The sequence below is a fragment of the Mesorhizobium sp. M0306 genome, assembly GCF_040321655.1.
GTDB lineage: Bacteria > Pseudomonadota > Alphaproteobacteria > Rhizobiales > Rhizobiaceae > Mesorhizobium.
In genome coordinates, this window is record NZ_JAMYRY010000042.1 from 22,757 (window position 1) to 34,761 (window position 12,005).

The 12,005-nt window shown below is 57.4% G+C and carries 10 protein-coding genes and 2 pseudogenes; 3 read left to right on the forward strand and 9 right to left on the reverse strand.

The window, feature by feature from the left end:
• The first annotated feature begins 246 nt into the window (after positions 1–246).
• Entirely contained in the window at positions 247–3,180 is a 2,934-nt protein-coding gene (locus NKI95_RS31405; protein WP_352721695.1) for a class I SAM-dependent DNA methyltransferase, read from the forward strand.
• Between the two features lie 909 nt (positions 3,181–4,089).
• On the forward strand, positions 4,090–4,290 hold the full coding sequence (locus NKI95_RS31410; RefSeq protein WP_352721696.1) for a hypothetical protein: 201 nt from the start codon (positions 4,090–4,092) through the stop codon (positions 4,288–4,290).
• A 522-nt stretch (positions 4,291–4,812) separates the two neighbouring features.
• Here the strand turns inward: NKI95_RS31410 and NKI95_RS31415 are convergent.
• The 4 genes from NKI95_RS31415 to NKI95_RS31430 form a co-directional block, all read right to left on the reverse strand.
• On the reverse strand, positions 4,813–4,980 hold the full coding sequence (locus NKI95_RS31415; protein WP_352502741.1) for a hypothetical protein: 168 nt from the start codon (positions 4,978–4,980) through the stop codon (positions 4,813–4,815).
• A gap of 52 nt (positions 4,981–5,032) precedes the next feature.
• Positions 5,033–5,620, reverse strand: a complete 588-nt coding sequence (locus NKI95_RS31420) for a hypothetical protein (protein WP_352721697.1) — start codon at positions 5,618–5,620, stop codon at positions 5,033–5,035.
• On the reverse strand, positions 5,621–5,965 hold the full coding sequence (locus tag NKI95_RS31425; RefSeq protein ID WP_352721699.1) for a hypothetical protein: 345 nt from the start codon (positions 5,963–5,965) through the stop codon (positions 5,621–5,623).
• Positions 5,966–6,403: 438 nt separating this feature from the next.
• Positions 6,404–7,150 (reverse strand): Crp/Fnr family transcriptional regulator, encoded by a 747-nt coding sequence (locus NKI95_RS31430; RefSeq protein ID WP_352567104.1) that lies wholly within the window; start codon positions 7,148–7,150, stop codon positions 6,404–6,406.
• A 154-nt stretch (positions 7,151–7,304) separates the two neighbouring features.
• Between NKI95_RS31430 and hemN the strand changes: the two genes are divergently transcribed.
• Positions 7,305–8,654, forward strand: a complete 1,350-nt coding sequence (hemN, locus tag NKI95_RS31435; RefSeq protein ID WP_352721700.1) for an oxygen-independent coproporphyrinogen III oxidase — start codon at positions 7,305–7,307, stop codon at positions 8,652–8,654.
• Positions 8,655–9,006: 352 nt separating this feature from the next.
• Here hemN and NKI95_RS31440 read toward each other — a convergent pair whose 3' ends face one another.
• The 5 genes and pseudogenes from NKI95_RS31440 to NKI95_RS31460 all read right to left on the reverse strand — a co-directional run.
• Positions 9,007–9,420 carry a DUF5615 family PIN-like protein gene (locus NKI95_RS31440; protein WP_352721702.1) on the reverse strand — a complete coding sequence of 138 codons (414 nt, stop codon included), beginning with the start codon at positions 9,418–9,420 and terminating at the stop codon, positions 9,007–9,009.
• On the reverse strand, positions 9,417–10,067 hold the full coding sequence (locus NKI95_RS31445; RefSeq protein ID WP_352549603.1) for a DUF433 domain-containing protein: 651 nt from the start codon (positions 10,065–10,067) through the stop codon (positions 9,417–9,419). The genes NKI95_RS31440 and NKI95_RS31445 overlap by 4 nt, the downstream gene beginning before the upstream one ends.
• Before the next feature lie 405 nt (positions 10,068–10,472).
• A pseudogene (locus NKI95_RS31450) lies at positions 10,473–11,114 on the reverse strand (sensor histidine kinase); the annotation flags it as partial.
• A gap of 25 nt (positions 11,115–11,139) precedes the next feature.
• Positions 11,140–11,217, reverse strand: a pseudogene (locus NKI95_RS31455) (helix-turn-helix domain-containing protein); the annotation flags it as partial.
• Positions 11,218–11,663: 446 nt separating this feature from the next.
• Positions 11,664–12,005: cation:dicarboxylate symporter family transporter (locus NKI95_RS31460; RefSeq protein WP_352721704.1), on the reverse strand; the 342-nt coding region annotated here is incomplete at its 5' end.

A 12,005-nucleotide genomic window follows, 5' to 3' on the forward strand; every position in this document is an offset into this window, starting at 1 on the left:
TCGCGCCTATAATCAGGCTCGAGTCAAGTTGAGAACCCGAGCACGCCCGCATCGCGAAGGCGTGATAGTGCCGGTAAGCAAACGCGCCGACTCTTGTCGATCGTTCCCTTTCAAACGCGACCTTCACGCAAGCTGCCGACAATTATGCTGGCATGGGTAACTCTAATTGCTTTGCCGTTCAGAACCGGTACTAGCTTTCCTGCGACCAGCTTGTCGGGCGCGCCATAACGTTAATGAGAACCGCTGATGACTCCGCATGAATTCCTAATGAAATGGCGCAATGTCGAGTTGAAGGAACGCTCTGCCTCGCAGAGCCATTTCAACGATCTGTGCGCGCTTTTAGGAGTGCTAGACCCAGTGTCTGCTGATCCCACTGGAGATTGGTTTACGTTCGAGAGGGGTGCGAGCAAAACGAGCGGTGGCGAAGGCTGGGCTGATGTATGGCGGAGGGGCCATTTTGGCTGGGAGTATAAAGGCCGGCATGCCAACCTCGATAAAGCCTACAACCAGCTTCTTCAATATTCAGTCGCATTGGAGAATCCGCCGCTTCTGATCGTATCCGATATGGCCAGAATAATCATCCGGACCAACTGGACGAATAGCGTTCAGGAGACGCACGAATTCGCGCTCGACGATCTGATCGATGGCGCAGTGCGAGACCGGCTAAAAGCAGTTTTCCTCGATCCTGATATCTTTAAACCGAAAAAAACTCGCCAGGAATTAACCGAGGAAACCGCCGGAGAATTTGCTGAGCTGGCGCAGCGCCTGCGGGACCGTGGCCACGAAGCGCATCAGGTAGCGCATTTCGTCATCCAACTGGTATTTTGTATGTTCGCGGAAGATGTGGGCTTGCTGCCCGACCATCTCTTCACAAAAATGCTCGAGGTCAGCCGCAACGACCCGACGAAATTTACTGAAAATGCTGCGACGCTTTTTGGCGCGATGGCACACAAAGGGGGAAAGGTCGGCTTTACGGCGATCGATTGGTTTAACGGCGGCCTGTTCAAGGACAACCATGTACTACCGGTGACCGCCGATGACATCGTCAAACTGCTCGCGGCTGCTGGACGTGACTGGTCGCAGATCGATCCCTCAATTCTCGGTACGCTGTTTGAGCGGGGGCTGGACCCCGCTAAACGCAGTCAGTTGGGCGCGCACTACACCGACCGCGACAAAATCATGATGATCATCCGTCCGACAATCATCGAACCGCTCGAGGCCGAATGGGCTGAGGCGTTTGCGAAGGTTACTGCGCTCGTCGAGAACGCCCCGCGTCAGACGAAAGACAAGCTGCTGCGAGGGTCGGAGCTTGCCAAGCGCACAAGGGCAATCACCGAGGCGGAAACAATTCACAACGCCTTTATTGAGCGCCTTTCGAACTTCCGTGTCCTCGATCCCGCCTGCGGTTCCGGCAACTTCCTGTACGTCGCACTGCGGTCGCTCAAGGACATAGAGCATCGCGCTAATCTCGACGCCGAAGCTCTCGGCCTTCCACGCGGCTTTCCGCGTATAGGACCAGAATGTGTGCTTGGAATCGAACTCAACCCATACGCAGCGGAATTGGCGCGCGTTTCAGTCTGGATCGGCGAAATTCAATGGATGCGGCGCAATGGCTTCGACGCTGTGAAAGACCCGATCTTGCGGCCCTTGGAGACAATCGAGTGTCGAGACGCCCTTGTAGACTACGATGCCGAGGCGGACAATTGGGTGGAGTCAGTTTGGCCGACGGTAGATGTGATCGTCGGCAACCCACCGTTTCTCGGTGGGAAAAGCATGAGGCGCAACCTCGGCGACGAAACCACCAAAACCATCCGGCGTATCTATTCGGGGAGAATAGCTCCCTTCTCCGACCTGGTTTGCTACTGGTTTGAAAAGTCGCGAGCGATGATTGCAGAGGGGAGGCTTCGCCGGTGCGGCTTGGTAGCTACCAAGGCAATCGCAAAGAACGCCAATCTTCCAGTGTTAATACGATTGAGCGCCGACACTAGAATATTTAATGCTTGGCAGAATGAGCGGTGGGTGGTCAACGGTGCAGCAGTTAGGGTTTCCGTTGTTTGCTTCACTGGCAAAGACCCTATCAGGGGTACAAGCCTAAACGGAATTCAAGTCAAGCACATCAATCCGAACCTTACCTCAGGTATTGATACGAGCAGCGTCAAACGGCTCGGGCAAAATACGGGTTCCGTCTTCATTGGCGTGCAACTTAGCGGCCCTCTTACCGTCCCTCGTGAGCAGGCGAAGAAATGGTTGCAATCGCCGACGAACCCGAATGGCAGTCGGAATTCGAAGGTTCTCTCAGCTTACGCATCGACCGACGATATCGTTGGGCGTCCTACGGAAGAGTTTCTTATCGATTTCCCTCAAGGGCTGAGCAAAACGACTGCAAGCGAATTCGAGCTGCCCTTCGAGTACCTTCATAGCGCACGATATGATCCCCACAGGGACGGCCAGCTAGTCAGCTTTACGAACTACCGGACATCCACCCCCGGTCAAAACCCTTCCTGGTGGGAACCTCACCGATCACGCCGAGCAATGAGGGCGATCCTTCAGACGGTTGACCGCTATCTGGCTACGGCCGAAACTACCGAGCATCGAGTATTCCGCTTCCTTCCGTCGACGATGGTTCCGGATAAGACCCTTTATGCCTTCCCATATGCAGGTTTGACCGGCTTCGGGATTTTGCAGAGCTCTTTTCATGAAGTGTGGTCCACATACTTCGGCAACCGCATCGGCGCTGGAAATCAGCGGCGATACAATGCGTCGTTTGTATACCTTACCTTTCCCTTCCCCGAAGGTCTCACCCCCGACATTCTCGCTGCTGACTATGCCGTTGATCCTCGCGCAAATGCGATCGCGACCGCGGCCTCACGACTTGATGAATTGCGAGAGAATTGGCTCAATCCAGCCAACCTGATCGAGCGGGAGCCGGACATTGGGCCGGACTATCCCAATCGCATTGTGCCCAAGGATGAGCACGCCGCTAAGGAGCTCAACCAACGCACCTTGACCAACCTTTACAACGCAAGGCCCCAATGGCTGGCGAACGCTCACGCCGAACTCGATGAGGCGGTGGCAGAAGCCTACGGCTGGGCCGACGATTGGCGAGCTGGAGTGCTCAGCGACGATGAGATCGTGGCCCGGCTGTTTGTCCTCAATCAACAACGCCCTTTGGCATCATAGTTCGGTCTGCTCGGGACAGTAGCCGGACTTGCCGCCACGGGGCAATGCAGGTTCAGGTATCACTGCGAATAGCGGAAAGACACATATGCAAAACGAAATTAATCAAACAGATTATGTCTTTAGAATATCATGCGTCATTATAACTTGAGATATGCTTTCCTAGATTTCTGTCGCTAGTGAGAACGTGCGATGCAGCGCTCCCCTCACCCTGACACCGCCCCGGAAGGACCCGCGATTTTCATAACCATTTGAAATCATTGCGCATCGCGGCGTACGGTATTGTCGCTCGGAATTTCGCCGCCGCAAAGCTCGATGATACGTGGCACTGAAAGCCAGGGTCGAAGCGTGGCCGTTCCGTTCGCTTGTCATCATATTTGCTGCGGTTTTTCAGATAATGGTCAGCGTCAGCGCGGAATGAGCGGACAAAGCCCCTAACCGTTTTGCTCTTCGCGGCGTAGTGCGGATACGTTTTAAGGTAGCGCAATCGAAGGCCCGCGCTCACCTTGCTTCATCGCATCCCGCTCGGGCATGGCCTCAAGTGTGGATAGCAGGCGAGCGGCCTCCTCCAACACCCGGCTCTCATCGGTTCCGATGTAGTGTTCCGCGACTTTGCGCATGATCCCCTGGGGCCTTCTCAAACTCGCCCCGATTGAGTGGAGGCGGAACTGTCGCCATAGGTAGAGCGGCCCCTGACGGACGACTTGCACGATCAAACATGGTCAAACCCCAATTTGTGGGGTTGTTGGGTTGCGAGGGGAAATCCCGGGAGCTTCCTAGAGAATGTCATTTCGCTTGTGGCAGGCCATTTGCATCTGCCAGTTTCCACACGGCTCCTGTGACTTCCCCACATTACCCAACAACCCCACATATCAAGCAGCCTCAAGAGCGGCCTAGCTTGGGAAGGATCCGATGAAGGTCATCCTCGCGGTACTCGCATCAGGCATGCTGAAGTGGGGCATCTTGGTGGCAGCTTTATCAGTTGCTGCCTTGGTCGCTGGGACATATTTCGGAGGGTCCAGTCTGGGCTTGTCCGAAGGTCAAGCAAGATTTTGGGACGTGACCCTCAAGTTCGTCGGCGGGATCGGCGCGCTATCGCCGGAGCCATCGTAACCATCCGCAAATTTTTAGATGAGCGGCGAGAGGCAATGATCAGGCACGCTGACGAACAACGAGAGACCACTCGCGTAGCGCTATTGGAGGCCCAAAAGCCCTTTAGCGAGAAGAGGCAGTCGGTCTACTACGAACTTGTGTCATCCACCGCAGCGATTTGTACGAGGGGCGAGGAAGACCCTGTTCGAATTGCTGCAGAACAGCGCTTCTGGGAACTGTATTGGGGGCCAGTACCGATGGTCTGCGATGGCACGGTTGGTTCGGCGATAAATCGCTTTGAGGAGACCCTCGCAACAAAGAGGGAAGATCTAAAGGAACTCCGGAATGCGAGCATGAAACTGGCGGAAGCCTGCCGGGAGTCACTCAGCTTCGGACCGCCGCACTAAGTGGCAGGCGAGGATTTCTATTTTTGGCCACCTACGCGCCACTCAACCAGCCCTCAACCGGACTCGGGCAACCCTTCGATGCAGATTTTCGGGCATTTGCTGTGAGGGTGAATTCGTCCATGGTCTCGACCATACCTCAGACTGCCGACCCCAGAAACGCGGCGTTTTTCTCGGCCGTCCGCACGTCACCCTCATCCGAATGCGTGCCGTCGACCAAGAACGTGGCGTAGTTGAACTTGTTGATACCGGCGTTTCGGTAGAGGTCGAAGACCGGCACCTTCAGCTTCCTCGCCTTGTCGATCATCGCGTCGACATATTCGTAGAGAGATAGGCCCAGGTTGCTATCAGGCGTCGTGTCAGCGTCGGCTGGAGCGTTTCGCCAGCGCGGCGCGACGAAGGCGATATGCATCTTCGGATATTGTCGCGGATATTTCCGAGACGATGAAGTTCATCGCCCCGCGAAGGCTGCTGCTTTCGGTGGTATCCGCATCGATACCCAGCGGAACGCCAGCCGACCAGTCATTCGTTCCGAAGCTGAAAAGGCAGACCTCGACACTGGCCCAGTCGATGGCTGCGGCGCTGTTGATAGCCCTGCGAAAATCCCCGTTTAAGGTGGGATCGGCGACATGATCTGCTTCCGCAGCGGCGATCAGACCGCTCCAGTCCCCGGTCTTAATGGCCGTTGCAAATTTGGTAGCTAAGTATTGCAGCGCCCTCGCATGCTCCGGCGTCGTGTTCTGGCCTGTATAGGCAAGGCGCGTTCCGGCAACTCCGATGTTGATCGTTTTTGCGCCCAGGCGCTCGCCCATCAAGCGATACCATTCGCCCCAATCGGTTTCCTTATCTTTACAGATGGACCTCAGCGAGCGCCCGGACGTGATCTCCTCGCAGATGTGGGCCGCAACCTCTTCTGAGTAGTCGGTAGACCGCGGTAGCGTCGTCACTCACTCGTCCGCATCAGTGGACGGCTCTGCCGGCTCTTCAGGTGCAGGCAGCTTCCCAGCCTTGCCGGCTTTGCCCTTGGCAGCCTTGGCGATACGGAGCACCTTGGCGCCGGCCTTGGCGATCGTTTCGGCCCGGCCCTCGCCGCCCGTGCTGCCTTCTGGGAAGCCCCAGCCGTCAAGGTCATTGAGCGGACCACCGCGAACCGTGCCGATCATCACGCCATCGGCGACTTGCTCGACTGTGCCGGAGCGAATGTTAGGCAGGCCGCCCTCAAACTGACCGATGTTACTGACGATTTCCTGTCCTTCTTCGTCTTTGATGATGGTTGCGTAACGTGTCGACATGTAGTCACTCCTTGGCTGTTCGTTCCAATGATTTGTCCGCCAGCAGAGCGTGCGATTGCTGACAGATATCGGATCTGATCAAGCCGGATCGGCTCAGCGCGATCGCGATCACGCTTCCGCATCTTCACGGAGGGCTGTAGCGTAGCCTTGAGGGGAATGGGCAACACAAAGTTCGCAGTTTCGTTCAGCCCGGGGAGACGATCATTTTCCCGCATGAGGCGCACTGAGCTCGGCCGAGTCCAATGCTGCCCCCATTAGCTGGTTGCACGTCGAGCACCTCGAGGATGGATGCTTCGCCGACGAGTTGGCCGAAACGCACCTGGCTCATGCGATCGGATGGAGAGCGGGCTGTCGCTATGCGATTTCTTCTAAGCCCAACGCGAGCATGCCCTACCCCGAACGAAGTAGGTGACGGAGGCCATGCAGCTTCGGTGTCATTCAAACGGCGGTTGCGCCTCGGCCGCCGCAGCGCCGTTCCAGCCGGCTCATGCTGTCCACGGTGACACGGCGGTTGTTCTCGATCCGAATCACGCCGTCCATTCTCAGGCTGGTCAGCTGACGGCTCACGGTCTCGTTTGTAATTCCAAGGAAATCAGAGATGTCGGCACGCGTCATCGGCAGCTCGAAGCACGCCGACCTGGCCGCCGGGTTAACACTGGAATCGATGTTCCGGGCGATCATGAGGAGAAAGCTCGCCACCTTCTCCGGTGCGGTCTTGCGCCCCAGAGTAACCATCCATTCGCGTGCTTCGTCGAGTTCGTTCAGCGTCTGCTTGAGCAGGCGATGCACAAATTCCGGTGATTCCTTCATCATCCGTTCGATGGCCGCTCTCGGAAACGAGCATAGCGAGACAACTGTTGCCGCTTGCGCATTGATCGCGCTTTTCACCTTGAAGGGCCGTCCCAGAAAATCCGGCGCGAACTGGAGGCCGACGATCTGCTGGCGGCCGTCCGAAAGGCTCTTCGTCAGCTTCACCACGCCTGAAAGCACGTTTGAATAGCTGTCGACCGCCTCGGCGTCGCCGATCAGTTCGACCCCCGGCTCGATTTTGTGCCGCGACGAAGTCTTGGCTAGCCGAGCCAAATGGTCTGGTTCGAGCGCACCACAGACACCGCGGTGCCGTGCCTCGCAAGACAGGCAAAGAACGGGAATGCCGGAACTGTGAATATCCTGCCGTAATGTCATTCGATCGGTCTACCGGTCCAGTGCAGGCAGGATAGCAATCGACGGTAGAAAAATCCTTGCGGCAGTTTGTCCGTGCTGAAGGTTGATCGAAATCAGGGCTTAGGCTCATCCAAGCATCCACAGTTCCGGCGACGCAAACACGGTGGACCACGACATGCGACCGGAGCTAGCTGCCAGACTTGGCGAGAATGTCCCGCGCTATACCAGTTATCCGACCGCGCCGCATTTCCATACGGGGGTCGATGCTGTCGTCTACCGAGGCTGGTTGGAGGCGCTCGAAGGCGGTGACGAGATATCGCTTTACCTGCATATTCCCTATTGCGACAGGCTCTGCTGGTTCTGCGCGTGCTATACCAGACAGACGCGCCACTATGAGCCGGTAGCCGCTTATCTGCGCTCGCTGTATGCGGAGATCGCGACGGTTGGCGGCCTTGTCAGCGGCAAGGGCCGAGTTCGCGCAGTTCATTTCGGGGGCGGTTCGCCGACGATGCTGAGGCCCGAGGACATGCTGACACTGGGCACGGTGCTGCGGGACAGCTTCGTTTTTCTCGGCGATGCGAAGGTCAGCGTCGAGATCGATCCGAACAATACGGACGAAGCCCGCCTTGATGCGCTTGCCGAAATCGGCATGACGCGGGCGAGCCTCGGGGTGCAGGATTTCGATCCGAAAGTGCAAAAGGCGATCAACCGCGAGCAAAGCTTTTTGCAGACCAAGGCAGTCGTCGACCAAGTTCGTTCCCGCGGAGTGGATTCCGTGAACCTTGATCTGCTCTACGGCCTGCCGCATCAAACCAGGGAGACTCTGTGTTCCACCGTGGCGCAGGCGCTCACCCTGGAACCGGACAGGATGGCGCTGTTCGGCTACGCTCACGTGCCCTGGTTCAAGAAACATCAGACGATGATCGACGAGGCATGGCTCCCCGGTCCCACGGAGCGGTTCGCTCAATCGCGACTTGCCGCGCGAGCGATTGTGGACGAGGGCTATGAATCAATCGGGCTCGACCATTTCGCAAAGCCGGGCGACGCGTTGGCGGTAGCGGCCCGCGCGGGCGCTTTGCACCGCAATTTTCAGGGCTACACGGACGATCGCTGCGAGACATTGATCGGACTTGGCCCTTCGTCGATCAGCCGTTTTCGCCAGGGCTACGTGCAGAACATGCCTTCGACCGGCGAATACGGCCGCGTGGTTGCAGACGGCAGGTTGGCGGCTGTGCGCGGCATCGTGCTCTCCGACGACGATCGCGTCCGGGGATGGATCATTGAACGGCTGATGTGCGATTTCGCCTTCTCGGCTGTCGATCTGGTGGAGAGCTTCGGGCAAGCCGGCCAAAGGCTCCTGCTTCAGGCGAGCTCCATCGCCCTTAAGGATCCCGCTCAACTGCTTGAACTGCAAGGCGACAGTTTCGTCGTACCGGCGGCAAATCGCCCCTTCGTGAGGAGCATTGCGGTGAAGTTCGATAAATATTTTGAAAGTGCAAAGGCCAGGCACTCAGCGGCAGTCTGAGCACCGCACAGGAACGGTCATGGTTTCAATCGATCGTGAACCGATTGCGCTACATTTTTGTCTCTTCATAGGCGACCGTCGCGTCGAGATAGGATTTCTGATCGGACCAGATGCGAAGACCTTTGGCATAGCGACGATGTCGTCCAGTCGTGCCTTCCATTTGTTGCGACCAGAGGGCTGCTTGCCACCTTTCTGCGGCGTGCCCAAGTGATGTTTGTTTTTATCGTCTGTTCGCGACAGTCTCACTCTGCCGCGCCAGTCTCGCCAGGTGCCTGTTCGCGCTTCGCGACGACGGCAGGATCATTGATGAAATCGGTCCTGCGCCCCGGGCTTGCTGCCTCGTTGGCTTCGATCATTCCTTCGGTAGCGCATAACGGACAACGCGCAACGTTTCCTCGTCTTCGAGGATCACTTCAAGAACCTGGTTCACAAGATCATCGTCGTCCAGCTCGATCAGCGCCATTTCGAAAAGTTCGATCTGCGTGTCGAGATCCATGCCTGGCGGGCCGTTTAGGCAAACAAGCCCTGCGTGGATGGCAACATCTGCATACTGTCCCTTGGTGCCCGGGTTATCCTTTGGCCCCCTAAAATCCACCGAGTTCTTGGTTACGAAGGTCCAGTCGCCTTCAAGAATGATCGGCTTGAGCTCCCAGTCCTTGAGCCCGGCGAGCCCCAGCCAGACAACGTGGCTGGTCTCGCAATGACCCTTCCCATGCGCAATTTTTGCAAGCTCGGGGGTGAGACATTCATCGATCAGGAACTTCATCCCGCCTTCCTAAGACGCGGAACACGGCGATCGGAAGTGATGACGGAGCCTTTTGGAAGGTCTCCAGTACGAGGACGCCCTCGCAGGGGGTTCGCCTCTGCATAAATCGCCGCGAGCCGTACCTTCTCCGTGTCAAGGCTCGGGTAGGCCCCAAGAATGCGCTCAACCGAATGACCGACAGTGACTGATGCCGCGACATCATACACTGGGACGCGAGTGTTACGGATAACGGGCGTGCCGCTGAGCACGTCATCCGACGACGTGACCATCTCGCGAGCCGCCTCGAGATCGGACAGACGTTCACTCGTGCTCTTCAGGAACGGCATCAGATCGATCGTTAGAAAGTCGTCTCGCACGGTCCAGTCCTCGCGCAGCAGTGCCGCCCAAGCGAGCGAGCGCGAGCGTGTTAGCTTGGGCTCAACCGTCCTGATCGCAAACAGTCGTTCTTCCGAGGTTAGACGCTTTGCGGTCTCGAAGTAGAAGCTGATGAAGGAGCAGGCTCCAGCCAGGACGTGCCGGCCGTTGTCAACCGATACGAAGGCATCGGGCAGGATGCGTTCATCGATTGCGCGATTGACATCTCGCAGGCTTACACGCGAGACCACGGCGGCCTCGGTTGCCTTCAGCATTTCGGCTACAGCTGCCATGGTCGCTCCTAAATAAATCTTCCGACGCATCGGAGATATATAATGAGAGCGTGCCTTTTTCAATGCCTGATGGCGATTTTGACCTTCACAACTTGGCCGAGCTTCTGAGCTGGCTTTCTTTTTTTGGCGTCCAGCCGCCCCCAAAGTCACTGCAACACGGGCTTGAATTCCCCGGTTCTCGAAAAGGCGGCCAGGTCGGCATCATCCCCTTAGCAGCCGTACATCCAGTTCAATCGGCCGGAACTAACGGCTGCCATTGCCCCAGATATCCGCCGACCGAAGCCGATCCCTTTCAGGCAGCGAACGGACTCCCCTCCATGGCAAGAGCTCACTCGGGAGACCTGGGGCAAGCTCCTGGGCAACCTACTGAGCGAAAAATAACGTCCCGCCTCCATAAGCACGCAGCTAACAGGCGGCGGCTGCTGTGGCCCGCCTGAACAGGATAGTTACTCTCGTGCCCTCATTCGGGCTGGAGTTCACGTCGAATTGCGCGTTGGCGTTTTCGATCAGCGAGCGCGCAATCAACGCGCCGAGCTTACCGTGCTTGGGCCATGTCTCGCCTTCTGGCAGGCCGATACCGTCATCGGCGACGACCACCCGGCAGCCTTCACCCTCAACGATGCTGTGCAGGGTGATCGTGCCTCCCTCGCGTCCTTGAAAAGCATGCTTTAGTGCATTGGTCAGCAGTTCGTTCACTACCAGTCCGGCGGGCATGGCGACATTCATCGAAACTGGGTAGGTGTCCACGCTCATGTCGAGCCGGATGCCCTCTGTAGTATGCGCGGTCATGACTCCCGATGCGATTTGACTGAGATAGACGCCGAGATCAACCTCGTCCTTTGGTTCGTCACCGGAAAGTTCTTGGTAGAGCATCGCCAAGGTATCGACACGTCCTGCTAGGCGCTCGAAACGCTTTTGGTCCGGCTCTACCGCATTGCGCGTTTCGATTCGGATCAGGGCGGTGATCATCTGCAAATTGTTCTTGACCCGGTGCTGGAGTTCGCGCAACTGAACGTCTTTTTCACGGATGCGCTCCTCGATCTTGCGGCTGTCAGTCTGGTTGTAATCGACCTCCCGACAACTCGGCCAGTCTGACCTGGCCGATTCCGAGCAGCGCCCGCGCCGCGCGCATCTGTGCGGAACTGATCAAGGCAGCATCCCTCGTCTGGCCACATAAAGCGGCACTAAACGTTATAGTCACGTCTCCTTCATGGGTGCGTCTCAAGAAGTAGCGATCTTCTGACTCGCCCTCCCCAATGGGGAGTGAACGTATCCGATGATAATTTTGTCCGATAGCGCGACCTGAAGTCCCCATCTCTTTCATAAGCACACGCAATTCGGCTGGAGGAGCGAGACAGAAGGTTCGAAAACCTTCCAAGAACCCCAGCAGTTCCGGAGTACGCGAATTGCGGAGCTCTATTGCTGCCGATGTCAGCGCACGGTTCCTTTACGGCGGCTTCGTGCCCTGCCCGCAATGCCTGAGCGGCGTTCGCGCGAGCAGGCCAGCCGCAACCGCCCCTCGAAACGCCGCCGACTTGATCCTCCGCCACCCAAAGCGCCGAGGGTCCGCTCGCGAGGGCCTTTGCCGATCGAACTTCATCCGGGTCGCCCACCGCGCGCGACGACGAGCGTTGCCATTGCGTTGCTGAGCAGATTCGTGAACGCACGGCATTCGAACATGAAGTGGTCGACGCCAAGGATCAGCGTCATGCCGACGAAAGGGGCGGTCGGGACGACAAAGAGCGTTGCAGCCAAGGTGACGAATCCAGTACTGGTAATGCGATCTGCTCCTTTCGAAGGGAGCATGGCGAAAAAAAGCAGCAGCACCTGATCGCCGATTGACAGATCGGTGCTCGTCGCCTGCGCGATGAAGAGGGCCGCCAGGGTCATGTAGATATTCGTGCCGTCCAGATTGAACGAATATCCGGCCGGGATGAC